The organism is Pontiella sulfatireligans (assembly GCF_900890705.1).
Taxonomy (GTDB): Bacteria; Verrucomicrobiota; Kiritimatiellia; order Kiritimatiellales; family Pontiellaceae; genus Pontiella; species Pontiella sulfatireligans.
The window spans coordinates 2,317,458-2,344,158 of the sequence record NZ_CAAHFH010000001.1; the positions used below are offsets into that span (position 1 = coordinate 2,317,458).

Here is a 26,701-nt window from a genome sequence, read left to right on the forward strand (position 1 = left end):
ACTGCTCTCCCCCGTTTTCACCTGTGTTTTGATTGATAAGGTCGGGTCACCTCAGGCCTATGTCCATCCACGACTGAGCCTGAGGCTTTGGAGGACCCGATTTTGAAAAATGATTTAATGAAGCTTGTCCGTTGGTTTTGCCTAAAGCTCACTTACAACGATCTGGCTTCGGTGGTTCCTGTCTTGCAGGAGCGACTTGCTGGTGGCCACAAAGATCTCGATCTTAAACCCGTTGAAGATCGTCCACCGCACTACCGGCAGTTCCGTGTCGATCCGACCCTGCCGTTGACCGAACCGCCGATCCCGCAAGACCCGGTCGCCGACTGGCAGTAGCTTCAAAAAGAACATGAAAAGAAAACCGGCAAACGCATCAGCATCGTGCGGCGGAGAAAAGGTGCTACGGTTCCGCCCGAAAAATGTGTCTGCGCCCACTGCAATGCTCCAGCGCGCTACCTGTATGTGAACAACGGGAAACTCGGATCTCAGGTTCAGTGCAAAATCTGCAAGCGCACATCGCCAACTCACAAGCCCCGCCGAGAAAGCAAAACCAAATACTGGTGTCCGCACTGCGGCAACGCGCTCTTTCGCTGGAAAGAGGACGGCATCAGCACGGCCTATAAATGTCCAAGCAACAAGTGCGGCTGTTACCGGCGCAACCTCGTGGCACTCACCCCCGAAGAAAATCAAATGCGGCTGGAAGGAAAAACCAGCCAGTTCAAACTGCACTATCTGTTCCGTGAATTTCACTTCGCTTCCGAGGAGCTGCCGTTGGCCCGGCAAGAAGACTCTCCGGTTGATCTCAACCGCATCCACCACGGCCTGCATACCGTCGGGCAGGTTCTCACACTGACCGTCAGCTTCGGGCTGAGCGCCCGCATGAGCGCACAGGCCATGAAGCATCTGTTCGGCGTACGCATCTCGCACCAGACCGTTATCAACTACACCAATGCGGCGGCCGCCCAGCTCAGCGGCTTCGTTGACAAAAACTCTCCAAAACCCGAAGGCCCCTGCGCGGCAGACGAGACCTACATCAAGGTCAACGGCATCACCCGCTACACCTGGTTCATCGTCTCAAAGATCCGCCGGGCCATCTGCGGCTGGAACCTCTCTGAAAGCCGTGAAAGCGCCCCGGCACTCGGGCTCATCTATAACTGCTACGGCCCGCCGGATGATCCCGTTTGCGAAAATGCAGAACTCATCACCGACGGGCTACCGTCCTATGACAGTGCCGTCGTCGCCTACAACATCGAAGCGGTGAAGCACGGCCACATGACGGTGCTTAACAAACGCACCGTCATCGGCCTGCGCAACCTCGATCCCGAGAGCGAAACCTACCGCGAATACAAACAGCTCGTCGAACGGCTCAACCGCACCTATAAGTTCCACACCCGACCCCGCGCCGGCTTCAAGGAGTTCGACGGAGCGGTCGCGCTGACCACGCTGTTCGTCTGCTACTACAACTTCATGCGGCCTCACGGATCGCTCAAGCACCGCCCGCCGGTTGAGCTCGAATGCCTCCAAGGCAAACGGCTCTATCCCGACCAGTGGGTTGAGCTCTTGCGCCAAGCCGCCTGATCAATCAAAACTCAGATGTCAAAGAACTACGGAGCACCAGCCCCTAACTTCGTTGTGCCCTCGCACCTCGAAACACATTAAAAATCACTCAAAACCTACTCTTCACCCAGAAACCATCCCCCATTCAAAGCCCTCTTCCTGCCGATCCTTCTCCGTTCATGTCCCCGCCTTCATATGCTCAGTGCTTTTCATAGGTTTTTTGACAGTTCCTGTGCTCCGGCATTTCCGCGATGAGCTTTTGCATGCGCTCCACGACGGGCGCGTATTCCGGGTTATCGGCGAGGTTGTAGTGCTCGCCGGGATCCTTGGCGTGATCATACAGCCCATGCCCCCCACCCTTCCAGACGATGTAGCGAAAGCGCGGATCGCGGACGGAACGATCGGCGTTACAATAGGAATAAGCGATTTCCTCCCGCTCCGCTTTAGGGTTTCCAAGCAGTGGAACCAGGCTGATTCCATCCAGCCCCTCCGGGTTTTCCAGTCCGCACAGCTCGGTCAGCGTGGGATAAATATCAACAAACTCGACAATCCGTTTACAGGTTTTTCCATCCGCTTTCAGAGCGGGAGCGACAATGATCAGCGGCGCGCGGCAGGAACGGTCGAAAAGAAGTCCTTTGTTGAAATAGTTTTTTTCGCCCACCTGGTAGCCATGATCGCCCATGAAGACGATGATGGTGTTATCGAGCAGATCCTTTTCCTTCATGTGATCCAGCACGACGCCGAGCTGCTCGTCCATGTAGGAGATCCCCGCGTAATAGGAGCGCATCGCTTCGCGTTTTTTCCGGTCGTCCAACGACTCGAACGCCTCGACGAAGACGCCGTGGAACGCGTGATCCGGAATCGCGCTGGCATCGGCGGGAGCTTCCGGCCACTTCATCGCCTCCAACGGATAGAGATCGAAGAAACGTTTTGGAGCGAAGAAGGGATCGTGCGGCCGACTGAACCCCGCGCACAGGAAAAACGGAACACCGTCCTCCGCGATCTCATCGATCCGATTGATCGTGGCGCGCGCGGTGCGCCCATCCTTCAAGAACTCCTCCCCCTTGGTGACCGAACGCCACTCGAACCAGGGCGTGGTGTCGCCGGCCAGCATACGGCCTTCCCCACGGGTTTTCTTCTCGTCGTTCCACCCTTCCAGATAGAACATCGGATCCTTGTCCGTCGGCAACAATCCGCCCGTGCGGACATTCGAGATTCGGCTCCAGGATACGGGATCTTTCTGATGAAACAGTTTGCCGGTTGTCACAGCGCGATATCCGTTGTTCTTGAACACCTGCGGCAACGTCACCACGTCAGGCACTGCGTCTCTAATGTTCATGCCGTTGTCCAGACAACCGCTGGTGCCCGGCTGAAGTCCGGTCATAAACGAGTTTCGACTGGGATTACAAAGCGGGTACTGGGAATAGGCGCGATCGAATACCATGCCGCGCGCGCGCAGTTTATCGATGTTCGGCGTCTTGACCACGGAATGTCCATAGCAGGCCAGATCCACATTCAGATCGTCTGCGACGATGAGCAATACATTGGGACGTTCCAGCGGTTTTGCACTCCCGGAAAATATCGGCAAGCATGCCGAAACGGCCAACACGAATAAGAACAATCCAACCTGTCGTTTCATTTTTAACCCACGCGTTAATCATATTCCCGCCCCTCCACCAAACAGAAAGAGAGGAGGAATCCTGTTTAGCGAATGGACGAGGCGGGAATACGAAAATCTATTTCATGTTTTTATACGCTTCAGCCGTACGCTTGTTGACTTCATCGTGACCTTCACGTTCCGGAATCCGGTCGGTAACGGGCTTATTGCGCCAGCCAGATCGTTCGACTCCGAGAGATCTTCGTCCAGGTTGTAGAGACGAATCGTATCCCTCTGAAGATGCGCCTTCCACTTGCCGTCGCGCAGCGCCGACCAGCCCGGTTTATCGCAGAAGAAAAGGGGAGTGACCCGCTCTTGCGGAGTGCCCAGCCACGCCGCGCTCAGACCTTCGCCATCAATATCCTCTGGCGCCGCCACGCCGTCGACCAGACCGGCCAGCGTAGGCAACAGGTCCACGCCGCAAAACACTGTACTCGAATCAATGCCCGACGGGACTTTACCAGGCCACCGGACGAAGAATGGAACGTGGATCCCCCCGTCATGCAACGAACTCTTCCGATCCCGGTAGGGTCCGGCGGAGCCGACACTGTTCATCAACTTCGGACTTTTCTCAAACCGCGGGATCAGCAGATCCCGCTCCCCAACTTTCAAGTACGGCGCCGGACCGTTGTCGCTTGTAAAAACCACGATCGTATTGTCCTCAAGCCCAAGTGCAGCGAGGCTGCTTAGCAGACGGCCAATCTCGTTGTCGACGGCGGTCACATCGGCACAAAATGCGCGCATGGCATTCGTCACATTTCCGTGTTCGGCAATAAACTCCTGAAAATCACGTTGCAGCGGGTCCTCAAAATCAGCAATTGACACCTGCAGATCGTCATAAACCGCCAATTGTTCATCAGTTGGATTCACAATGGCGTGGGTGTTATGCACCCAGAGGTTGATGAAAAAAGGCTGATCCTTTTTGCGCGTCATAAAATCGATGGAAAGATCCACATAGCGGGCCGCCGTTCTTTCGCGATGATGCGATTCCGCCATCTCCTCGTCCGTCCATACCGGCCCGGTGCTCTGCGTGCCGAAATTCTCGTCAATTCCGTATGCGGCAGGCGGCGACACCCCCTCGTCCTCCCCCATGTGCCACTTCCCGAAGTGGGCGGTGGCATAGCCCGCCTCTTTCAACATGCTCGTCAGCGTGGGCCGATCCGCGGAAAGCTCCCAGTTGTTCACGTTAAACTCCCGTGCCGGATAGACCCCGTTCATTAACGCCGCCCGACTGGGCGAGCACCAAGCCCCTGCGGAATACGCCTGTTCCAGCAGGAGCCCTTCGTGCGCCAGCCGGTCGATGTTGGGAGACTGAACATAGGGATGCCCCATCACCGCCAAATCCCCGTAGCCCAGATCATCCGTCAAAATAAAAATTATATTCGGCTGTTCCGCAAATACACCGCAAACAAATGCGCATGTTCCCAGCGCTACAAGACTGTGCAACCAACGTTTTCTCATACCTTCAGCTCTCTTTATTTATCAAAGTAAAAACGACGTTATACGCAAAGGAACCTTCTTACCAAACCGGCCCCGCTGTTTCACTGTTTTTACAGCACGATCCGCCAGTGCCGCACCTATTTCAGTCAAGTGTTCAAAGATAGCAACAGAAGGCGGCCATAAACATCTGCGTTATGTTGAATACGGGTGTTGATTTGTTTATTCGGAGACGGTGCGGAGCAGATTTTTGCCTGTCCGCCGTAGCTTCAGCGAAGGAGGAACCGCGAAGACGCGACGACGCAAAGAGTAGAGCCGGTTATGTTGCACGTAACATAACAGGCTCTACTTTTGCGTTCTGTGCGCTCTCTCGTGGCTAATAAATTGCTGTCGCACAGCGGCGCCGGGTGAGGACTCCCGGCCTACAGAACATCTGTGTAAATCTGCTGTCGCATCGCGCTTGCTATACGCTTTCAGGCGGTCAAATCAGCAGACGCACCGAAAGCGGCGCGGAGCTGTTCGTTCTATGATTCACCATTCACAGTCCCCCGTTTTTCACTGGCTGACCGCCGCTCACTTTTAAAATGTATCTGCGATGGCGTTACTCTGAAGGACTTGTTTCAAAACACCGGCGCTGCAGTCAGTTTTGAGGTGAACAGAAACTTCGGTTCCGGGCAGCAAATCAAAATAGTTATCGCTGAAGAATCCGTCTTCGTCGCCAATGGTCAGATAAACATTCTTCGCCAACTGATCCGTTTTTAAGGTGATTTCAAACCCGTCAGAGACCGATTTGATTTTATGCGTCACCGTCGCTTCGGGAAGCTCCAGATCTTTGACGCGGCGGAAGTAATAGAGCGCGTCAGCCTGTACGGCGCCCTCTTCGACCCATTCGGCAAGAAGCACAGCCTGGGTGTCGTCAATGCCTTCTAGAATCTCCTCACGCGGAATGGAGTACATGACGGTTGATGTGTTCGCCGGGACGGTAGCGTCGAGGGTTTTTGTCCAAAGCAATTTTCCATTGAAGTCCATCACCTTTAGGCGAAGAGTTCCGGGGAGCGGCTGGAGTTTGTCGGAGACGATGTGAATATCGAGAATCCCCTCTTTTTCAAACGGGGAAATCAACATGGGCTCGAAGGCCTTTTTCATAAAATACTGCTGTGCTTTCCAGCGCAGCGAAGAGTCCATGGAACTCCAGGACGCGACCGGCCAGCAGTCGTTGAGCTGCCAGTAGAGCGTTCCCATGCAGAACGGCATGGCTCGGCGATGCGCCTCGACGGCATATTTAATCAGCTCCGCCTGCAAAACCTGACCGACGTGAAGGAAGGAGTCGAAGTCTTTGGTTTTGCGATAGCTTTGAAGCAGATAGTGGTCAATGGCTTCGTTGCCCACAGGCGATCGCTGGTGATGCTTCATGACCTCGGTCAACAGTCCATAGTCCTCCGGAAGTGCGAATTCCTTGATGGTGCGCAGCTCCGGGAACGACTGGAATCCATACTCGCTCATAAACCGGGCAATGTGGGTGGAATAGGTTTCATACGGCTTCTTCTGATGCCAGACGCCCCAGTAATGTTCATCGCCATGTTCCAAACCAACCTTCCGCGCGTTAACTCCCGGTCCGGCGGAGGGGCTGGACGACCAATAAAAACGTCCGGGATCTTCCGCTTCGATGACGTTCGGAAGGATGTCGTGAAAGATACGTTCATATCCATTGGAGACGGCAGCCCACGCGCCTTCGGGATCCGAACCGCCCAGGCCATTTTTTGTGAGTTGCCATTCAGCCCACCCCAATGCCGTTAACATTTCGTTGTTGCCACACCACATGGCAATAGAGGGATGGTTGCGCAGACGTTTTACGTTATCAATGGCTTCTTGGCGTACATTTTCCAAAAAGGCCTCATCCCCGGGAAACATGGCGCAGGCGAACATAAAGTCCTGCCAAACCAGAATACCGTTTTCATCGCAGAGGTCGTAGAAGATGTCGTTTTCATAGAAGCCGCCGCCCCAAACCCGCAACATGTTAAAGTTGGAGTCGACTGCCGTCTGAATGACCTTGCGGTATTTGGCGTCCGATACACGGGTCGGCAAAATGTCGTTTGGAATATAGTTCGCGCCTTTCATAAAGACGGGGATGCCGTTGACTTCGAAGAAGAACGAGGTGCCCATGTCGTCTTTTTCACGCACGAGCTTAACGGTTCGAATGCCCGTCCGGTGGGATTTTCGGTCGACTCGTTGCCCTTGTGTAAGGGTTCCGGCAATGTCATAGAGGTGGGGTTCCCCCAGCCCGGCGCACCACCAGAGTTCCGGGTTCTGGATTTCAAAGTCGAGACGACAGGTATTGATACCGGGGTTGAGTTGCACCGATATTTCAGCCACTTGACCGTCATCCACGCGGACGGCCAGATCGGCTTCGGTTGCGGTTTCGGCTTCAATTTCAAACACAGCGGTTAGCTGCGCGCGTTCTTCGGACTGACTGTTTTGAATGATGCGCAGGTCTTTGATTCGTGATTGATTCCACGCTTTAAGTTTTACCGGGCGCCAAATGCCGCTGGAGACGAGGCGCGGTCCCCAGTCCCATCCAAAGTGATAGAGCGCTTTTCGATTAAAGACAGATACCTGCTTTCCACCCGGCACTTGTCCGTGCTCCGCCAGGTCATTTTTGGAAACGGGCAAGATATAGTCTAACTCGTCGTGTTTTTTAATGCCCTCGACAACGGGCGATCGGAACAGAATGTAGAGTTCATTTGCTCCGGGTTTTAGCTGGTTTTTTACATTCACCTGCCAGTTGCGGAACATATTATCGGCGGAAAGAATATTTGTTCCGTTCAAGTAGACGTCGGCATACGTATCCAGCCCCTCAAAGTCGAGCTCTACACGGTCGTGTTTCAACAGAGCCGGTGTTACCGAGAAGCTGGTTTTGTACTCCCAATCCAGCTTATCGATCCATTGAAGTTCCGCTTCATTGAGTCGCCAGAAGGGATCCTTGATGATGCCATTGGCGAGCAGATCCGTGTGGTTGCAGCCCGGAACCGTTGCCGGATACCACTTTGCGGTTCCGAAGTGACGGAAGCTCCAGTTTTCGTGCAGCTCTTCTTCAACCGATCCGGTATGTACGCATCCCGTCCCCGCAAGAGCCATTTGGCAAAGGATAAAGAGTTTGATCAGGTTATTTTTAGGATGCTTTTTCATAAAGTCCCTTTTTTGCGGGTGGTTTTAAATTCGATTATTCTGTTGCCTGATAGACTGCTCGAAGTTCAGTCAGCTGCTGTTTCAGTTCATCCACTTTTCCAGCATATTCCGGGTTGGCGTATTGACTGGTCATTTCCTGCGGATCTTTTTCCAGGTCATAGAGCTCCCACTCGTCGAGTGTATTAAAATAGATTAATTTATAGCGTCCCGTTCGAATTCCGTAGTGAGGATAAACGTGATGAACGGTGTTTACGTCCTGATGGTATTGATAATAGATCGATTCACGCCAATCCGCAGGATTCTTTCCGTTGAGCAGCGGCACCAGACTGCTCCCCTGCATATCCGAAGGAACAGGAAGCCCTGCAATCTCCAGAAAAGTCTGCGCCATATCGATGTTCTGCACCATCAGATCCGTTTCAGAGCCCGGCTTGCCGTGACCCGGCCAACAGGCAATCAGCGGAGTGCGCAGCGACTCTTCATACATAAACCGTTTATCGAACCAGCCATGCTCTCCCAGGTAAAAGGACTGGTCGGAAGAGTACATCACGACCGTATTATCCGCGAGGCCACTCTCCTCCAAATAATTCAGCACGCGCCCGATATTTTCATCGACCGACCGGATACAACGCAAATAATCCTTGATGTAGCGTTGGTATTTCCAGCGAACCATTTCCTTCTCGCTCAGGTTCGCCTCCATCATTGCTTTATTCTTCGGACCATACGCCGCCCACCAGTCTTTGGACTCCTTCTCCGTCATGCGCTCCATGCGGTTCTTCGTCGCTTTATAATACCAACCGTTCTTGTCCTTGAAATCAACCACGTCGTTGATCTTCAGGTCGCCCGGATGCATCGTCTTCGCAATGGTCATGTCTTGCATTTTTGCAGCGGTTCCACGGCCCTCATAGTCATCAAACAGTGTTGGCGGCTCCGGGAACGTCACATCGTCAAACAGATGGAGATGGCGCGGAGCCGGCGACCATTCACGATGGGGAGCTTTGTGCTGCAACATCAGCATAAACGGCCGCTCCGGATCCCGCTCTTTCATCCAGTTCAGTGATTTATCTGTAATCAGATCCGTTACATAGCCCTGTTCGCGGTGGGTCCCTTTTGCGGTGATGAAGTCCGGTTGATAATAGTGGCCCTGTCCCGGCAGGATTTCCCAATGATCAAAGCCAACCGGATCCGTGCCCAGATGCCACTTGCCGATCACCGCCGTCTGATACCCGGCGTCTTGCAACAGCCGCGGGAAGGTCTGCTGATGCCCGTCAAAACGATCTCCGTTCGAGCGAAAGCCGTTTATATGGCTATGTTTGCCGGTCATAATCGCCGCGCGGCTCGGCCCGCAGATCGAGTTACAGACAAAGCTGTTGCGGAACAGCATGCCCTGCTCTGCTATACGATCAATATTGGGCGTCGGCGCCAAATCGGTCAGATGGCTTCCGTACGCGCTGATCGCCTTATGCGAATGGTCATCGGTAAAGATCCAGAGAATGTTGGGCCGCTTCTGCGGCGCGGCCTGGGCGCTGACAGCCAGCATCCACAGCAGACATACAATAATACGATTTTTAATCATGTTCATTTCCTTCATTTCAGATTGCTCACTTCAGAAGCATCCGCTGTTACGCATCGAGCTGATTCAATGCATAAGCATAGGCACCAATCCCGACGGCGGCACTGGTGCCAAGCACGGAAGTCCCGATTGCAATTCGCTTGAGCGGATCATAAGCCACCACCTCATCCGTTCCGGGAATCGTAATTTGCGTCACCTCCCCCTGAATAAAGTCGACGGCCTGATTTGCATCTTCAAGGTTGTAGGCCTTCTGAACAATCCGATCAAAACTGCCGCCGTCATAGTTGGCGATCTGGCCGTTCAATTCGCCCAGCACCGCGGGCATAAACAGCCCGTCCGCCCGCGACAACCCGCCGCCGATCACCACCAGCCCGTCGAACAGAGTCGACGCATTTGCCAGCGCATCACCAACCACTTCGCCCAGTTCACGGAACGCCTCAATCGCAGCGGATTTGTCGCCTGAGGCTTCATCGCGCGCAATCTCCGCGATCTCTTTGGGTTCCGGGACATCCGCCGGATCGATTCCGGCATTGCGAGCATAGCTGTTGCGAACGGCACGAATGCTGGCCCCATCTTCAGCCAGACAGTTCGGCCGAACCTTATTTCGCATCAGCCAAATTTCAGTCGCGTTGGAGTTATCGCCGATGAAGAGCTGATTTTTATGAACCAGTCCCGCGCCGAAGCCGGTCCCGAGCGTGATGCCGAAGAGCGTCTGATAGCGCTTCGGACTGCCCGCATCTTCCAGCAGTTTATTAACTTTCGGCAACAATCCGGCAATGGCTTCGCCGTAGACAAACAGGTCGCCGTCGTTATTGATGAAGACCGGGATGCCAAACTGTTTTTCCAACCACGGCCCCAGCGGAACCCCGCCCGCGAATGCGGGAAGGTTGCCGACATTGTCGATGATTCCATTGGGATAATCAGCCGGACCGGGAAATGCAAAACTGATCGCGACCGGCTTTTCAGGCAGCTGTTTCATGACGATCCGAAAGCCGGACTCGATGGTCTCGAGGCTCTTCTCAAGCACCTTCGTTTGGGCCGGAAGAATCACTGGATCAACAATTTCCTTATTGGACTGGATCGCGGAAAAGACAAAGTTCGTCCCCCCTGCGTCGAGGGTCAATACAATACGCTTATCATCTAAATAATTCATCGGAAACTCCTACGCGCTGGCTTTCGCACCTTTGAGGGACAACACGAACAGGTAGACAAAACTGAGGCAAGGAACGACGAAAGAAATTGCGTTCAGTCCTGCATCGACCAATCCGCCCATCAGCAGCGGAACCAATGCCCCCCCGGAGATTGCCATGCACATCAAACCGCTCAGCTCCCCGGCGCGATCCGGACGTTCCTCAACGGTGATGGAAAACAGCAACGGCCAGATATTGGCAAACCCGAGGCCGCCGAGAATCACACCGGCGATCGCCACATTGGCATTTCCGACCATCAGCAGACCAGCGCCCACCGCCCCTAAGAGGGAAGAAACCTTGAAGGCCAGGCGCGGCTTAACTTTGGTCAGCAGAATACCTCCGGCAATACGACCAACCATTAACAGGGCAAAAAAGAGTGTGGGGCCGTATTTGCTGGCGGTCGCCTCATCCATTCCCATGCCTTTCAGCCCCGGAAAAAGGAATCGCGCCATACAGACCTCGGCACCGACATAGAGGAAGATGCCAACCACCGCCAGAGCGAAGACGGGCTCTTTCAGCAGCTGAAGGCTGAACCCAATGCTAGGAGGCGTCTCCGGCTTGCTCTCTTCAACCTTAACAAAGGCCACAAAAACGAACGCCACGGCCATGAGGACAAAAAAGATAGGAAACGTTCCACGCCAGCCCATGTTCTGGAACAAAGCCACCGCGCTGATCGCCGTGACGAGATAGGTTGCCACCGTACTGCCCAGACCTTTAAATCCCTGTGCAAAACTGAGGTTACGGCTGTATGCCCCCTCTCCACTGACCTCGCGCATAATCGGATTGCCGGCCACCTGCAGAAAGGTCGTACCAATCCCCAACACAAAAATACAGAGAAGCAGCAGCGAAAACCCCGGATTAATCAGGCTCGGCACCAACATGGCCACCGCATTCAACCCGAGGCCCAGCAACAACAGCTTCTTCATCCCGATGCGCGCCGCGAGCAATCCCCCGGGCACACTGAAGGCCGCGAACGCAATAAAAACAAAAAATGACAACAGCGTGGCCATGACATTGCTCAGCTCATATTGCGTCTTAACCGCATCAGACATCGGCCCCATCGCATCGGCAACCCCCATAACAATAAAGGCCAAAAAAATTGGTAACGTCTTAATATTCATAACGATCCTCGTTGTTCTTCTGTCCGGACGCCCCCGCGTGGGACCACGTCCTTCGATTTATTTACTTGTTAATCATCCCGAACATTGTCGATCCGGGACACCTGCGGGGAGTCTGCAGATCAAACGATCCGAAACAGTTCATTTCTGCCGGGTGGCGCACAGGTTCTACCGCGTGCCGTGGAACCGTCGCGAAGCCCCGGCACAAATCTGAACCCTAATGCCGCGCCCCGACATCTTTCGCAAAATCATCACACTGCGGATCACCATTGCGCTGCATCCACCCCTCCAGCTGCTTTTTCAACTTCTTCGCAATCCCGCGATATTCGGGAGAACCGATCAGGTTGTTCTCTGCCACCCGATCGTTCATATAATCGTAGAGCTCTTCAGGAGCCCGATGCATGTAAGAGTCAACCCGCTCCGCAAGGGCCGGATCGGACTTTGCGCCCTTCAACATGGCACCAAACGTCATATTAGAAGGGTGAGTTACCCGCTTCTTGCCATGCATCATCCAATGGTTATAGATATAGGAATAACGCCCATCAAAGATCATTCTCATATTGCGATCCAACGAATACGTTCCGGGGTTCGAGTGATCGCGGCGCAACCGCCAACCCTTTGCTTTTACGCCATCGAGAAAGCCAGGATTCCCTTCCGAGAACATCTTTATATAGTTGGCATAGAGGATATCCTCGTGTCGAAATGTAACAACGTAATCCCTGAACCTAGACATCTTGCCTTCTTCAGCGGCCTGAAAAACTGGAACCAGAGAGTTTCCGTCAATCCCTTCCATAGGGGGGAGCTGCGCCAACTCCAAAAGCGTCGGCGTTATGTCGATCAGCGAAACGAGGGCGTTCGAGTTTTTCTTCCCCGCTCCCAACCCATCGGGAAACCGAAAAAGAATGGGCGTTTTATTGCTGTCCAAGTAGCAGTCAAACTTCCCGAACGGAAATGCCATTCCATTATCCGCCACAAAGATGACAACGGTCTGCCCCTCCACATCCGAGTCGCGAAGCGCTTTCATGCAGGCACCCACCGTATCATCGAGCCGCCGCACCGAATTTGCATAATAAGCCAGCTCTTGGCGTACTCTCGGCAGATCCGGAAGAACCGTCGGCACGTTGATCTCCTCCGGTGAATAGGTGCGCGACGGGGACGGGATCTCCTGATAACGGGTCGGCATAAACTTCTTTTCCTCCTTCGCGTTCCCGGAGAACGGACGATGGGGGTCGGCGGAATTCGCCACAAAGATGAACGGGGCGTCTCGCTCTCTGGACAGCTCCGCGATCTGGCTTACCGACTTGTAAAACAAGTCGGGCGATCGACCAACGATGATATCCTCTTCCTGGATCCCAAACTGCTGCGCGGTATAATCCCAGGCGAAATTTTCCGCAGGCAGCATATGATGGACTTTGTGCAGCGTTGCCGTTATATACCCATGCTTTTTGAGCCTCGCCGTAACGGTTTCCACCTCTTTACCAATCGGAAAGAACCCCTTGCCGCCATACTTTCCGGGATAACGGCCCGTTAACATCGACTGCCGGGATGGCTGACAGACCGCGACCGTAGAAAACCCATTTTCAATATAGTAGCTCTGGCTGGCCAGACGATCCAGATTCGGAGTCACATCCGGGGCAACCCCGACCCCGGAAAACCCCGGGCTGTCATGATTCAAATCATCGGCGACGATAATCAGAAAATTCAGCGGGGCCGCCTGAACAGTTGAGACCCCGAATACGACGAGCCCAAAAAAAAGAAACCACGTTATCACCTGACGATTCATTTTCACTTCACCCCTCCATTCTTAGTTATACGTTCCGACCCCTGCGACCGAATGAGATCCAGTCTGGCCTGCATGTTCTTCACAATCTCCGGAAACTGGGCAATGAGATCCTCGGATTCGGCGGGATCTTGACTCAAGTTATAGAGCTCCGGCGCCGTTTTTCTGCCTCTGTTTTTCGCTTTATTTTGATGCGCAGGCTTTTTTGGCTTGCCCTCGATGTACTTCCAATCGCCCATTCGAATGGCAGCCACACCAAAGACATCGTTCACCACCATCGTTTCCCGCACCGCCTCCTGAGACTCCGTCCCTCGCAAGGTATCGTAGAAACTAAAACTATCTGCGGCGGCAACCTTCGGCCCCAAAACACTTCCAGACACCAGCTCCTGAAAGGTGGCGTAGAGGTCAACCACATTAACCATGCGGTCGGAAACAGATCTTTCCTGAATCATTTTGGGCCAGCGCACAATGAAGGGTACCTTGAACCCGCCCTCATAAATCGTCTGCTTATCCCCGCGAATATCGCCGTTATTCTTAAAGCCCAACGTCCGCGCTCGCTGCTCCTCCGGGCAGTAATCCCCGCCGTTGTCACTAGTGAAAACAACCACCGTATTTTCCAGCACCCCGGAGTAGGCCAGGGCATCCATGATCTCCCCAACGCTATGATCCAGATCGTGGATGAAATCTCCGTAGGGGCCCACCCCGCTGCTGCCGCGCCATTTCTCGCTCGGCGAAATCGGGTGGTGCACGGCAACCGGCGCAAAGTAGAGAAAGAACGGTTTGTCCGGATTTTGACGCACTGCTTTAAATATCCAGTTTCTGGCCGCATCGGACAGGTCCTGGGTAACCTCGGTTGTGACGCGTTGCGGCGCATCATACCCATGATAGCTACTCCCCCCATAAAAACTCTTGCCATACGGACTCTGGCCTTTGGAGCGCAGCCCCCAGATCGATTCATTTTCAATATAGACCTTAGGCCGCCAGTCAATCTGATTCGGCACGGCGAAATGGTAGTCAAACCCCAGCGAGCGCGGCCCGGGCTCCAGTGGCTGAGCGGACAGATCCTTGACCTCCTCCATATTGGTATACCCCAAATGCCATTTGCCGATATGGGCCGTCTGGTAGTCAAACTGCTTAAAATATTCAGGCAGCGTGGTCAGCTCCGGCTCAATCAGCAACGGCCCTTCAGGAGGAGTCAGCACTCCATACTGAAGCTTCCCTCGCCACGCATAACGCCCGGTCAAAAACGCATAGCGTGTTGGAGAGCAAACAGACGCTGGTGTATTCGCATCCGTAAACCGCATGCCCTCTTTGGCCAGCCGATCAATATGAGGCGTTCGGATGTGCTTGATGTCCGCTCCGTAACAGTTGGCACTGCCAACTCCGTAATCATCGGCCAGAATCACCACAATATTAGGCCGCTCTTTTGCCGCCACGCTCAGCGCCAACATAACGATAAAGGCCAAAAAAATTGGTAACGTCTTAATATTCATAATGTTCCCTGTTATTATCCTGGCCAGAAGCCCCCAAAACGGGGCCTGACCCTTCGATTTATTGATTTGAGCCGCGCCATAACGGTTTCCACTTCATCCCAGACTCCGTTTTTCACCAAAACGCGGGATTGCTTACATATCTAAGCTCCGCCCCCCACCGATTTCCCCGTGCCTTCACTGACCATCTGCCAACGGAACGGGTTTAGAATTGACACCCCACTCACTTGGCGAGGAATCCATTACGAACTCCAGAATACCGCCACGCATAACATCATCATGCGAAATCCACACATTATTCAACGGCCGACCGTTCAATGTCGCCGACTGAATATAGATGTTTTCCGCCGACACCTGCGGCGCTTTTATCTGGAAAGCCTTCCCGTTTTCCAGATTGATCGTAACGTTCGGAAGCAGAGGGGATCCGATCACATAGATCCCCCCGCAGGGATTGACCGGATAAAAGCCCATCGCACTCATGACATACCACGCCGACATTTGTCCTGCATCCTCATTGCCGATATAGCCGGCAGGCGCGGCAGGGTAAAATTCCCGCGCAATTTGGTGGATCAGCTTCTGGGTTTTCCACGGTTGCCCGGCATAGTTGTAAAGATAAGCAACATGATGGCACGGCTCGTTTCCGTGCGCATAGTCCCCGATCAACCCGGAGACATCGCCGACCGCCGTTCCATCCTCGCTGGGCGGCAATGTGAACAGGGTATCGAGGCGCTCGGCAAACTGCGCCTTGCCCCCCATCAAATCAATCAGGCCGTAGACATCATGCGGTGCAAAAAACAGATACTGCCACGCGTTGCCCTCCGTGAATTCGCGATCCTTGAAATCCTCACGATGATACGCCCGCGGTGCAAACGTTGGGTGCCAGGAGCCGTCTCCCATCCTGGCGCGGAAGAAGCCTTTTTCAGCATCCCAGACCTTATGGTAATTCTGCCCGCGTGCCTGATACTCGCCGGCCACCTTTTTGTCCCCCATCTTTTCAGCCATCAGAGCGACGGTCCAGTCGTCATACGCATGCTCCAAGGTCAACGACGTCCCCGAGCGGACAAGCTCATCCGGGAAATAACCGAGCTTCAAATAGTGCTGCTGCCCGTACCACTGAGGATACTGCTCAAATTTCATTTTATGAGCCCCCGGCTGCGTCGCTGTTGCAATGACCGCATCCAGAATTTTTTCTGCGGGCTCATCAGTCAGCCCCTTCATCCATGCATCAATCACAACCGGCAAGGCATGCACACCAATCATACAGAAATTATCGTTATGGTGCATCGACCAGCAGGGAAGCATGTTGTGCGCGCTCTGCGATTGATACGCGAGCATCGACTTCACATAGTCAGCCGTCCGCTCCGGCTGAATAATCGTATGCAACGGGTGTAACGTTCGGAACGTATCCCAGAGAGAAAAGACCGTATAATTTGTAAATCCGTCGGCGGTGTGAATCTCTTTATCAACCCCGCGGTACTCACCATTGACATCCTGATGCACGTCGGGATGAATCATGGTGCGATAGAGCGCAGAGTAAAAGACCTCCAGCGCCTTGTCCGAGCCCTCCGCAGAAATCTTACCCAACTCACGAGCCCACTTCGCTTCCGCAGCACTGCGAACCTTTTCAAAATTCCAATGCGGAACTTCGGTCTCCAGATTTTCCAACGCGTTGCGCATGGACACCGGCGAGATCGCAATCTTAGCCATCAACTCCCTGCCGGGTTCGAAGCGGAACGAGGCAATCAATTTCGACGAAGCCAACTCCGGAATATTGTCATAATCAAGCTGCCGCACACGATCATGGATCATATGCTCCGTCATCGGCTCCGAAAACTTCATCGCAAAATAGAGGAAGCGGCTGGAAGCCCATCGCGACCCCGTAATGCGGTATCCGGTCACGGTTTGGGCATCGTGAACGCGCATGTAGGAATGGATTGTTGTGTTGCGCTGAATGGCATGCTCCAGATCCATGAGGATCCGGCGGGGCTCGCCCTCCGGAAACGTGTACCGATGAACGCCTACCCGTTCGGTCGCAGTCAGCTCCACATTAATATCATAATCCTGCAGGCGCACCTGATAATACCCGGCCTCAGCCGCCTCGTCATCGTGGGAAAAGCGCGAGCGATAGCCCGTTTCCGGCTCGGCTTCAGTCCCCGGAACCAACGGCACCGAACCCACCACCGGCATCAGGAGAAAATCCCCCCAATCGGTCAGTCCGGTTCCGCTGAGATGGGTCTGACTAAAACCCATAATGGTCGGTTTGTCATAATGATAGCCAGCCGCCGCATGCCACTCCCGCACCGAGCAATCCGGCCCCGGAACCACCGCACCAAACGGCACCGTTGCCGACGGAAAGGTGTGTCCGTTATACCCCGTGCCAATAAAGAGATTCAGATGATCCACTGGACGTTCGGAATAACCGAGGGACGCCACCAAAAGGCCAGCCAAAAGAATTGATCGATAATATCCTGTCATAAACTCCCTTTACTTTCGTTCCGGGAGCGCCCCGAACCATGATGCCGTCATCCATCGCGTCAGAAATCAGATTATTAATGCATCTCTTCCTGGAACCGGATCGCCATTCCACGCAATTTGGTTTTCACATCCCAAATCTTCACCTTTTCAACATCCTCCGGAGCCGTCGACTCCCTCATAGCTTCTGACGGCCAGTTCGCCTTTACCTCATTCAATTCTCCCGGATCATGATCCAAGTTAAACAACTGCAGCGTGGGATTCAGATACAACTTCCACGGGCCATAACGAACTGCGGCAAGCGCCCCCTGAGAGCCATGATAAAAGAAGGCGTTCAAATACTCCTCCTGCGTAAAATGTTCCGACCACTCATACCCCAGACGGAAAGGACGACGAAGCGGGACATCCGCATTCAAAGAAACGGAGGCATCAAAAGCGGGGATCTCATCGGTCTTCCCGACCAATAGAGCACTCAAATCGCGACCGTCAAGAATGACATCCTCAGGAACCCGGATACCCGCCAGCGAGGCCAATGTCGGATAGCAGTCCATCATATGCGCCACGACGGTTGACTCACAGCCCTTGCGTACCCCGGTGCCGGCCACAATAAAGGGAACGCGCAGACCGCCCTCAAAAGTCGTCAGCTTATTGCCGCGAATTGGCTGATCGGCATTGCGCCCCGGCCCGCGTCCGTTATCGGACGTATAAACCACCACCGTATTATCCGCAATGCCCAGTCGCTTCAGCGTATCCAGCAACCGGCCGGTATGAAAATCCATCTCCTGAATAGCGTCGCCATACTCCTGGTCATTTTTCCATTTTGAGGTTCCGACAAACTCCAGACTCACGCCCAATGGGTGATGCAACATGGTATGCGGGAGATAAAGAAAGAAGGGTTTCCCTTCATTGGAGACCTTCTCCATCCACGCAATCGCTTCGTCGGTATACCTTTTCGTGAGCTGATCCGCGCCCACACCCCGTTCAATCACCTCGCCATCACAAAGAAAAGGAATTCCGCCTTTGTCATCAAAGTGCGAAACCTCAAAACTGTCCATATTGTGAAGAATACCGTAGTGATGATCAAAGCCCTGACTCAGCGGCAGATATTCTTCCTTAAAACCCAAGTGCCACTTGCCGATGCAGGCGGTCGTATATCCCGCGCCCTTAAAAAGCTCCGCGATGGTCAAACGCTCAGAGGGAATTCCCCCTTCTGCATCCGGGCGATGAACCCAAACCTCATTCCCCGTTCGGCGCGGATAGCATCCAGTAATGAGCCCGGCGCGAGAAGGACTGCAAATGGGCGCGGCCGAGTAAAAATCTGTAAAACGCACACCGCTTTTCGCCAACGCATCAATCCGCGGGGTTTCAACCTCCGTTGCTCCATAGCAACCGAGGTCGTAATACCCCTGATCATCGACAAAAATGAAGAGGACGTTCGGTTGTTTTGCAATCGCCAAAGGAGTCGCAAGAGAGAGAAAACACACAGAGAATAGAATCAGACCGAGACACCTGGATATTACTGCATTCATTAAATTCAAACTCCTTAAAATTATCTCCGCTTAAAGTGGGGAAATGTAACAATAAAATTGAGCCGCAAACAGCAACGTTATGTTGAATATGTGTGTTGATATGTTTACACGGTCAGTTTTGGCCCGACATCTCCCGATGCTCGTTGGCGCCCAGTTCACTATTGAATGGATCGAGCGATAAAAAACCTCCGAACACTTAATGCCGGAGGTTTCTCAACACAAATACGCTGCGGCCTATAAAGCCAGACGCCGGCGAATAAAGAGCAAGGTGCCACTCACCATCGAAAGCAGCCCCAACGTCGTCGGTTCAGGAACCACCGTCAGACTGAAGTTGTCAACCGTACTTCCAAGGTCTCCATTAGGATCGAGGTTGCCATTCCCGTTCGAAAACCCGAAACCCACATGCGTAATATCTGTTGGATTAACCGTATATGTATGACTACTAAACTCTACGAACTCGCCGGTCGACTGACTCTGCCACGAGGCAGCAATCGTCCACTGTTCAGCTGTCGTATCAAGCACCATTTGCATCGTCCCATTCCCATATGTATCGTCCACTTGGACGGCGGTATCTCCTTCCAGCTTCGAATTCAACTTATAGCCGCCGGTGTCAGTAGTATAGATCCGCGCGCTCGTTCCACCACCAAAATTGTTGGATACGGAAGCAGATGTAAACCCAAGCCTGACAGAATCGTACAGACCCGTAAAATTATTATCCAGATCCGCAGTGAGAGTATACACTTTCCCTGCCTCCGGAGCGAACGCGAGCAATCCGTTGGAGGTCTTTCCGTCGGTGGGATTCTGAAAGTATTCCACGACATCGTCTGTCGCGTCCACCTGTGTCGTGTACGGATTATCGGCTTCGCGTGCAAGCCATGTATTTGCTGATGCTCCCGCACCGGAACCCAGCGTTCCGCCCGGAGTCCGACCGAGGAGGTTCGCATCCGTAGCGGTTGTAAAGTCATCAGTATAGAGCGTAATCACTTCCGCCTGCAATTGACCCACTACACAAACAACCAACCCCAACAAGGCCGCTTTAATCAACTTTGATCTCATCTCATTCTCCTTTTGTTATGTTGTTCGCAGCCCCTTGGCCGTCTTTTCTAATTTCAACGAATAGTCATTTATTCAAATGCGATGTCATTCCGCAACCCAAACCTAGCGCACCCGTTGCGCCGGGCTTTTAGTTCAGAGCCATAAGAGAGCCCGGCGTTGATCAAGCAAGACCCTTCATTCTATTCTCCATTTTCCCCTACAGCCACCGACGGGATCTCCGCTCATAAAACAGCTACTGAGGCACCATTTCAAACAGGGCGCATGTCAGCAACCCATCTCAAACGCACCTAGTGCGCCATCTTTGCGGAAATATCCCTTGAGCGGGAATCAATTCTGTTCTATTCCTCAAATGAATCAGAACAGTTGACCACGACAGGATCGGATAAACAACGATACACCATGACTGAAAAACGCATCACTCAAAAAGACCTTGCGCAACATCTGGGCGTCAACCGGTCCACGATTACACGGGCGCTGAAGAATGATCCTCAAATCAGCCCGGTCATGCGCCAAAAAGTGAAACACCTGGCCAAAAAACTGGGATATCATCTGGATCCCAACCTTTCGCAGCTCATGGCGCAGATCCAAACCAAGGATCCCTCTAAACAGATCCGCACGCTCGCGGTGTGGAATCCCATGGAACATCCGATATCCGAATCCGATACCCGCCTCAATTATGACTTCCGGGAAGTTTTCGCCGGCGCGAAGAAGCAGGCTTTGACCCTCGGCTATCAGCTCGAAGAATTCTGGAAGGGAACCTATACCCCGAAACGGCTGGCCAGCATCCTGCGCCATCGCAGCGCGCAGGGCCTCCTCATGCTTCCATCGTATGAGACATACGAATTCGACTGCGACCTTCAGCACCTTTCGGTGGTCTCTTTCGACTATTTTACAACGCACGCATTCCCGGTGCACCGCATCCTGCACGACACGCAATATGCGATGGAGTTCACACTGCACAAAGCGCACGAACTCGGATTCAAAAGCCCGGCACTCATTTGCCCGGCCACACCCTCCAAGCCCACGGCGGAAATCATACGAGGCACCTTCGAAAGCATATACACCCACTATAATTCACTCACCCGAAACCAAAAGTTCCCATACTTCGTTGTCGACCCCGACGACTCAAGGCAGATAAAGAGAATGGTGCGTTCCATCGAAAAAATAAGACCGGACCACATCATCACCTACCACGGTCATACTCTGGAAAAAATGTTCGACAACCAACTGCCGGATAATACGCCGGTCTTCGATTTTTCATTGAAAGAGCCGCAAGACAAAGGCCCCGGCATTCGCCCTCCTTCCCGAGCCATCGGCGCCTGTGCCATTCGAAAAATCATCTCCATGATCCATACCGGCGAACGCGGCATTCCGGAATTCCCGGAAACAATCTACATTCGCGGAACGTGGGAAACTCCATAATCAACAAACGCCTTGTATTGCTGTCCGCGTCAACCGAATGAATACGTTTTCACATCCAGGCATCAAAATCCCTGCACACATAAAGGAAATCACAATGAGAAAAATTAAAAATCAAATAATGCTGGCGGCGTTGGCGCTCACCCTTATGCCGGTTGGGTTGCAGGCAACCCAGCAACCGAACATTATCCTGTTTCTGGTAGATGATTGCAGTACGCATGAGCTGGGCTGTTATGGAAATACGATGGTATCGACGCCGAACATCGATGCGTTGGCCGAGGGCGGCATTAAATTCAAGACCGCCTGGGCGACGCCGTTGTGTGTGAGTAGCCGTGCGGCCATCATGAGCGGTCAGTATGGTTTCCGCAACGGCGCCTTAGGCAACTCATACATTGAAACCAAAACGTACGATGCCATGCCTCGGGAAAAAATGACTCTTTTCCGGGCGATGAAGGAATCCGGATATGAAACGTTTCATGGAGGCAAATGGCATCTGCCTACCTCTCCGGCGGATTCGGACTGGGGTGTGGATGAATATTTTCTGTACGGCTCACTGATCGGCGGTGATGGACTGAAGCAGGAATGGATCAAGGAGTATTCCGGCCCATGGTGGTATTGGTGGAACGCAAACCAATTTTCGCCGACCCATAAAGAACTGCACAGTCCATCAGCAACCTGGCACCCGATGGTGATTGAAAATGGCCGTCTGCGATCGACGGGGCCCGATGATTTCGGCCCGGAAATGCTCGGGGATGCTGCCCTTGATTTTGCACAACGGAGTAAAAACACCGAAAAGCCGTTTTTTATCTATTATTCTGCCCACCTGACCCATTTTCCCTGGACGGAGATGAAAGCGCCGGGCAACCATGAGGTCACGAAAACGGAGCCGGGCATGGTGTCCAGTGTACAATATCTTGATACGGCAGTGGGTAGGTTGGTGAACGAGCTCAAAGCGATGGGTGAATACGAAAATACGGTCATCTTTTTCATGGCGGATAATCCAACCTATGGCATCGGGAAAGGCGCCGCTTCGGAGATCGGTGCACACATCCCGTTTATTGTGGCCGGGGGATCAAAATGGGTTAAATGGCATGGCGAGACTGGAAGTTTGACCGATTGCGTGGATCTGTATCCGACCTTGCTGGAACTGGCCGGCCATCGGGCCTTGCCATCGCAAGTGCTAGATGGACAAAGCCTGGTTCCGTTGCTGGAGGGCGATCGCGCACATAGCCGCGAGTGGATCTTCAGTTATGTATTGGGTTTTCATCGGATGATTCGTAATCGGGACTATTCGCTGGATGCTCAGGGACAGCTTTGGCGCTGCAATCCATCGGGGAACCCTTTCACGTTCAAAAAAGTTGAGACGGACAATGAGGCCAGCCGAAACGCCCGGATGGAATTGGAATCCCGGTTGGAGCATCTGCCGATTCCTGATGAAGACCGGCTGAAAAAGGCGCCGAACGTGTATAAGCAGTATGTCGAAGCCATGGCCGGTCAGTTAACCTGGCGACAGAAGCAGGCGGATGAACTTTACCAAACCGGAGTTCAACACCTCTTAAATCGGCCGGGACGGCTGAAGTATGAAATTAAGTAAAATGACGAACAGCAGGCAGAGAGGATGTCGTGTGAAATTGACAGAACCCACACAGAAAAGAAGGAACGCTAAATGAAGAATGCAATTTTAAAACCGACGATCCATCGAGCGGGTTCTGCAACCATCGCCCTCCTCTCCCTCGCCTTTGCCGCCACGGCGCATGCCAAAAAGCCCAACATCGTCTTCGTCTTTTCCGATGACCACGCCACGCAGGCCATCAGCGCCTACGGAGGACGGCTGGCAGCCGTCGCCCCCACTCCCAATCTGGATCGGATCGCGGAAAACGGCATGCGTTTTAACCGGTGCATGGTAGGCAACTCGATCTGTGGCCCCAGCCGGGCGACCGTCCTGACCGGAAAACACAGCCACATGAACGGATTTATGCGCAACGAAACCGACACCTTTGACGGCTCACAGCAGACCTTTCCAAAATTGCTCCGCAAGGCCGGCTACCAAACCGCCGTCATCGGCAAATGGCATCTGGAAAGCGACCCAACCGGGTTCGATCACTGGGAAATCCTGCCCGGCCAGGGAGTCTACTACAAACCCGAGTTCCAGACCGCGACCGGAACCCACGAGGAACAGGGCTACGTGACCGACGTCATCACCGACAAAGCCATTCAATGGCTGGACCAGACGCGCGACCCCGACAAACCGTTTATCCTGATGGTGCAGCACAAGGCACCGCATCGCGAATGGTCGCCGGCCCTGAAATATCTCACCGAATTTGATGACGTCGAGATCCCGGAACCCGATACGTTATTCGACACCCTCGAAGGGCGCGGCACCGCCGCCAAAGAACAGGACCAATCCCTCGACATCGCCATGCAGCTGGGGAAAGACCTTAAAATCTGGGAACGCGATGTTTTCAATGAACTGAACAAGCGGATTAAACGCCGACTGACTCCCGAACAGCTTGCAAAGTGGGACGCCGCTTACGGCTCGAAAAACAAAAAATTCATGGAAGCCAACCTGAAAGGCAAAGATCTGATCCGCTGGAAATACCAACGCTATTTGAAAGATTATCTGCGCTGCATTAAATCGGTTGATGATTCCGTCGGGCAGATTCAGCAACACCTGGAAAAAAGCGGTCTGCTCGAAAACACCGTCTTCATCTATTCATCCGACCAGGGCTTCTATCTGGGCGAACATGGCTGGTTCGACAAACGCTTCATGTATGACGAATCGTTCCGCACCCCCCTGCTCATCAGCTGGCCCGGAGTAACCCGTCCCGGCAGCGTCAACTCCGACCTCGTGTCCAACCTCGACTTTGCCGAAACCTTCCTCGAAATCGCCGGCGTTAACATTCCGTCCGACATGCAGGGGCTGAGTCTCGTCCCGATCCTCAAAAGCCGCACGCCCAAAGACTGGCGCAACTCCGTCTATTACCACTACTACGAATATCCGGGCTGGCACATGGTGCATCGCCACGAAGGCGCATACGACGGGCGCTACAAACTGCTCAACTTCTACGACCTCGGCGAATGGGAGCTCTACGATCTGAAAACCGATCCCAACGAAATGACCAACGTCTACCAACGCCCCGAATATGCCGAAGTCGCCAAACAGATGCACCGCGAACTCGAAAAGCTGCGCGAACAATACAACGTGCCGGAAAATATTCCGCAGGATCTCACCAAAACAACACGCCGCTATTACACCGAAGATATGACAAAAAAAGCACAGGCCATCCGCGACGCCGACGGAGCCGTCCCGCTGGATGACAAAAAGTGAACCCCTCCCCGGACTAAAGTCCGGAGCTTCAGGGCCTCTTGCACAATCTGCTATCCATGGTTCTGGTCTCTAATATACCGTCGTATCATCCGCTCATCCGAAACACCAACTGACTCCGCGAAGTAGCCAGCCGCCCATAGACTATTTCCCCACAGAAACTCCTCCAGCTCGGGAAACTCCGACCGGAGCACCTTACTCGTTCCACCTTTCAGCAGTTGTACAACCTTGCTCAGAGCTTTATCAGGGTATGCGTCTCTTCGGCGACCGCCTTGACAGGGCTACTCTCCGGCGGTTCCGCGGATTGATTTCCAGCGGGCAGGCGTCCAATCGGCAGCTTCGGACTGTTGCATGGTCGGCAGGGCGCTGAGGGTTTCACGCAGGTAGTCGGCTGGATTGATGTCGAGTTTTCGGCAGGTTTCAATGAGGCTATAGATGATGGCGCTAGTCTGGCCGGATTCCGGACTACCGAAGAAAAGGAAGTTCTTTTTGTTATGCGGAGCTCCGCATAACAAAAATTATGCTGAGTCCGGGATTATGCGGAGTTCAGGGCTGCGGGCCGCATAGAACTTGATTCAAGCAATACTATTGCTCTGCATAATTACAGGGTTTCAAGAAAATGAAGAAGCTTGTCGGTGGGCTTATAACGGCTGCGCCGAGTCTTTGGTTCTTGAACCTTTGCAAGTGCACGCTCTTTCATTTTTATATCGGCCTCAACGTACATGTGTGTGATTGCCGTGCTTTCATGGCCGAGCCAAAGCGCAATGACTGTGATATCAACATCTGATTGTAACAAGTGCATTGCTGTCGTATGCCGTATTGTGTGTGGCGATATTTTTCTGTTTTTCAGAGAGGGAAAGCTTGAAGATGCGGTTGCTACGAGTCGCCTGAGGCGGTACTCGACCCCGGATCGGGTCAGGTGGGCGCCGGAGCAGTTAGGAAAGAGTGGGTAATTACCTTGGGCATCTGTTTCCTTGATCCATCTCCTGAGCTGCCGGGCTGTGTCTTTCCAAAGCGGTATACTTCGGTCTTTTCTTCCCTTTCCATGCAACTGGATGGATGAACAAACCTCTAACGACACGTCTTTCACTGTTGCGGCAACGATCTCCGAAACTCGTGCTCCTGTGTTGTACAGTGTTGAGAACATGACCTGATCTCGGCGTCCACTCCATGTCGAGCCATCTGCTGCTTCAATAATCGCAGCAATTTCATCACGCGACAAATACTCTATTCTTGGGCGATCAAAGCGCTTCATTGGCATTGCCAGCACCTGCTGAATGGTCGAAAGATAACATGGCTCCTGCGCAGCAGCATAAACAAGAAAAGTTCGAATGGCAGCAAATCGATTGTTTCGTGTTCGAATGGAATTGCCTCTTTCGATCTCAAGGTAGTGCAGAAATGCCTCGATCACCGGTGCTCTCAAATCCTCAAGACTGATCTGTGACGGCTGTTTTCCGAAAGCATCGTTGAGGAAATGCAGTAGAAGCCTGAAGGTGTCACGATAAGATGCGACAGTGCATGCGCTCACGTTGCGCTGCTGGATTAAACGTTTCGTAAAGAAGTTCTGCAGGAGTTCTGCAAATTTCGCTTCGTGAACAACTTTCATGAGGGGTCCTCCTTTATCTCATTGTGAACGAAAGACTGGAACCGCTCTCCGGCAATCTGCATCAGGTCTGGAATGCCGCAAAGATACCAGTAGGTATCTGCAATCCTGGCGTGTCCCATATACGTAGAGAGAGCTGCAATGACATGGTCAAAATCTGCTCCCTCGCGATACCATTGCAGCAGTCGATGGCATGCGAAAGTATGCCGGAAATCATATAATCGTGGACGCCGTTGAGTGTCAGCTTTTGACCACCCCAATTCGGCCTCTTCACGGAAGAGCGACCTGACCGATCTCGTGAGTCTGGTCGGAAAT

At 53.2% G+C, this 26,701-nt stretch carries 18 protein-coding genes and 1 pseudogene; 5 read left to right on the forward strand and 14 right to left on the reverse strand.

Annotated elements, in window-relative coordinates; translation table 11 throughout:
• The first annotated feature begins 102 nt into the window (after positions 1 to 102).
• Together SCARR_RS07835 and SCARR_RS07840 are read left to right on the forward strand one after the other, a co-directional pair.
• On the forward strand, positions 103 to 333 hold the full coding sequence (locus tag SCARR_RS07835; protein WP_136060932.1) for a hypothetical protein: 231 nt from the start codon (positions 103 to 105) through the stop codon (positions 331 to 333).
• A 45-nt stretch (positions 334 to 378) separates the two neighbouring features.
• A complete protein-coding gene (locus SCARR_RS07840; protein WP_136060933.1) occupies positions 379 to 1,575 on the forward strand; it encodes a DDE-type integrase/transposase/recombinase in 1,197 nt (398 codons plus the stop codon).
• Between the two features lie 178 nt (positions 1,576 to 1,753).
• Here SCARR_RS07840 and SCARR_RS07845 read toward each other — a convergent pair whose 3' ends face one another.
• The 11 genes from SCARR_RS07845 to SCARR_RS07895 form a co-directional block, all read right to left on the reverse strand.
• Positions 1,754 to 3,193, reverse strand: coding sequence for a sulfatase (locus SCARR_RS07845; RefSeq protein ID WP_136060934.1), 1,440 nt, complete (start codon positions 3,191 to 3,193; stop codon positions 1,754 to 1,756).
• Positions 3,194 to 3,295: 102 nt separating this feature from the next.
• Positions 3,296 to 4,672 (reverse strand): sulfatase family protein, encoded by a 1,377-nt coding sequence (locus SCARR_RS07850; protein ID WP_136060935.1) that lies wholly within the window; start codon positions 4,670 to 4,672, stop codon positions 3,296 to 3,298.
• 555 nt (positions 4,673 to 5,227) lie between these two features.
• Positions 5,228 to 7,834 (reverse strand): beta-mannosidase, encoded by a 2,607-nt coding sequence (locus SCARR_RS07855; protein ID WP_136060936.1) that lies wholly within the window; start codon positions 7,832 to 7,834, stop codon positions 5,228 to 5,230.
• Between the two features lie 34 nt (positions 7,835 to 7,868).
• Entirely contained in the window at positions 7,869 to 9,407 is a 1,539-nt protein-coding gene (locus SCARR_RS07860) for a sulfatase family protein (RefSeq protein WP_222846219.1), read from the reverse strand.
• A 46-nt stretch (positions 9,408 to 9,453) separates the two neighbouring features.
• On the reverse strand, positions 9,454 to 10,557 hold the full coding sequence (locus SCARR_RS07865) for an ROK family protein (protein ID WP_136060938.1): 1,104 nt from the start codon (positions 10,555 to 10,557) through the stop codon (positions 9,454 to 9,456).
• Positions 10,558 to 10,566: 9 nt separating this feature from the next.
• On the reverse strand, positions 10,567 to 11,715 hold the full coding sequence (locus SCARR_RS07870; RefSeq protein ID WP_136060939.1) for an MFS transporter: 1,149 nt from the start codon (positions 11,713 to 11,715) through the stop codon (positions 10,567 to 10,569).
• Positions 11,716 to 11,929: 214 nt separating this feature from the next.
• The gene (locus SCARR_RS07875) at positions 11,930 to 13,495 is read right to left on the reverse strand and encodes a sulfatase-like hydrolase/transferase (RefSeq protein WP_246044453.1); all 1,566 of its coding nucleotides are present in this window, start codon (positions 13,493 to 13,495) and stop codon (positions 11,930 to 11,932) included.
• 2 nt (positions 13,496 to 13,497) lie between these two features.
• Positions 13,498 to 14,985 carry a sulfatase family protein gene (locus SCARR_RS07880; RefSeq protein WP_136060941.1) on the reverse strand — a complete coding sequence of 496 codons (1,488 nt, stop codon included), beginning with the start codon at positions 14,983 to 14,985 and terminating at the stop codon, positions 13,498 to 13,500.
• A 174-nt stretch (positions 14,986 to 15,159) separates the two neighbouring features.
• The gene (locus tag SCARR_RS07885; protein WP_136060942.1) at positions 15,160 to 17,457 is read right to left on the reverse strand and encodes a GH92 family glycosyl hydrolase; all 2,298 of its coding nucleotides are present in this window, start codon (positions 17,455 to 17,457) and stop codon (positions 15,160 to 15,162) included.
• 74 nt (positions 17,458 to 17,531) lie between these two features.
• Positions 17,532 to 18,983, reverse strand: coding sequence for a sulfatase-like hydrolase/transferase (locus SCARR_RS07890; protein WP_136060943.1), 1,452 nt, complete (start codon positions 18,981 to 18,983; stop codon positions 17,532 to 17,534).
• 234 nt (positions 18,984 to 19,217) lie between these two features.
• Positions 19,218 to 20,039 (reverse strand): PEP-CTERM sorting domain-containing protein, encoded by an 822-nt coding sequence (locus SCARR_RS07895; protein ID WP_136060944.1) that lies wholly within the window; start codon positions 20,037 to 20,039, stop codon positions 19,218 to 19,220.
• A 399-nt stretch (positions 20,040 to 20,438) separates the two neighbouring features.
• Between SCARR_RS07895 and SCARR_RS07900 the strand changes: the two genes are divergently transcribed.
• From SCARR_RS07900 to SCARR_RS07910, 3 genes are all read left to right on the forward strand, one after another.
• Complete coding sequence (locus tag SCARR_RS07900; RefSeq protein ID WP_136060945.1) at positions 20,439 to 21,461, forward strand: LacI family DNA-binding transcriptional regulator; 1,023 nt, start codon at positions 20,439 to 20,441, stop codon at positions 21,459 to 21,461.
• Between the two features lie 94 nt (positions 21,462 to 21,555).
• Complete coding sequence (locus tag SCARR_RS07905; RefSeq protein WP_168433114.1) at positions 21,556 to 23,052, forward strand: sulfatase-like hydrolase/transferase; 1,497 nt, start codon at positions 21,556 to 21,558, stop codon at positions 23,050 to 23,052.
• A gap of 72 nt (positions 23,053 to 23,124) precedes the next feature.
• Entirely contained in the window at positions 23,125 to 24,786 is a 1,662-nt protein-coding gene (locus SCARR_RS07910) for a sulfatase family protein (RefSeq protein WP_136060947.1), read from the forward strand.
• A 50-nt stretch (positions 24,787 to 24,836) separates the two neighbouring features.
• Here the strand turns inward: SCARR_RS07910 and SCARR_RS29490 are convergent.
• The 3 genes and pseudogenes from SCARR_RS29490 to SCARR_RS07925 all read right to left on the reverse strand — a co-directional run.
• A pseudogene (locus tag SCARR_RS29490) lies at positions 24,837 to 25,025 on the reverse strand (transposase); the annotation flags it as partial.
• 39 nt (positions 25,026 to 25,064) lie between these two features.
• Positions 25,065 to 25,298, reverse strand: a complete 234-nt coding sequence (locus SCARR_RS07920) for a transposase domain-containing protein (RefSeq protein ID WP_136060948.1) — start codon at positions 25,296 to 25,298, stop codon at positions 25,065 to 25,067.
• Between the two features lie 86 nt (positions 25,299 to 25,384).
• Positions 25,385 to 26,389, reverse strand: a complete 1,005-nt coding sequence (locus SCARR_RS07925) for a tyrosine-type recombinase/integrase (protein ID WP_136060949.1) — start codon at positions 26,387 to 26,389, stop codon at positions 25,385 to 25,387.
• Positions 26,390 to 26,701: the final 312 nt, after the last annotated feature.

Bases quoted from the DNA above. Each gene is read 5' to 3' on its own strand.
- SCARR_RS07895 (WP_136060944.1), bottom strand. From the start codon at position 20,039: ATGAGATCAAAGTTGATTAAAGCGGCCTTGTTGGGGTTGGTTGTTTGT.
- SCARR_RS07855 (WP_136060936.1), bottom strand. From the start codon at position 7,834: ATGAAAAAGCATCCTAAAAATAACCTGATCAAACTCTTTATCCTTTGC.
- SCARR_RS07910 (WP_136060947.1), top strand. From the start codon at position 23,125: ATGAAGAATGCAATTTTAAAACCGACGATCCATCGAGCGGGTTCTGCA.
- SCARR_RS07875 (WP_246044453.1), bottom strand. From the start codon at position 13,495: ATGAATCGTCAGGTGATAACGTGGTTTCTTTTTTTTGGGCTCGTCGTA.
- SCARR_RS07845 (WP_136060934.1), bottom strand. From the start codon at position 3,193: ATGAAACGACAGGTTGGATTGTTCTTATTCGTGTTGGCCGTTTCGGCA.
- SCARR_RS07925 (WP_136060949.1), bottom strand. From the start codon at position 26,389: ATGAAAGTTGTTCACGAAGCGAAATTTGCAGAACTCCTGCAGAACTTC.
- SCARR_RS07890 (WP_136060943.1), bottom strand. From the start codon at position 18,983: ATGAATGCAGTAATATCCAGGTGTCTCGGTCTGATTCTATTCTCTGTG.
- SCARR_RS07860 (WP_222846219.1), bottom strand. From the start codon at position 9,407: ATGATTAAAAATCGTATTATTGTATGTCTGCTGTGGATGCTGGCTGTC.
- SCARR_RS07905 (WP_168433114.1), top strand. From the start codon at position 21,556: ATGAGAAAAATTAAAAATCAAATAATGCTGGCGGCGTTGGCGCTCACC.
- SCARR_RS07870 (WP_136060939.1), bottom strand. From the start codon at position 11,715: ATGAATATTAAGACGTTACCAATTTTTTTGGCCTTTATTGTTATGGGG.
- SCARR_RS07885 (WP_136060942.1), bottom strand. From the start codon at position 17,457: ATGACAGGATATTATCGATCAATTCTTTTGGCTGGCCTTTTGGTGGCG.
- SCARR_RS07850 (WP_136060935.1), bottom strand. From the start codon at position 4,672: ATGAGAAAACGTTGGTTGCACAGTCTTGTAGCGCTGGGAACATGCGCA.
- SCARR_RS07900 (WP_136060945.1), top strand. From the start codon at position 20,439: ATGACTGAAAAACGCATCACTCAAAAAGACCTTGCGCAACATCTGGGC.
- SCARR_RS07880 (WP_136060941.1), bottom strand. From the start codon at position 14,985: ATGAATATTAAGACGTTACCAATTTTTTTGGCCTTTATCGTTATGTTG.
- SCARR_RS07865 (WP_136060938.1), bottom strand. From the start codon at position 10,557: ATGAATTATTTAGATGATAAGCGTATTGTATTGACCCTCGACGCAGGG.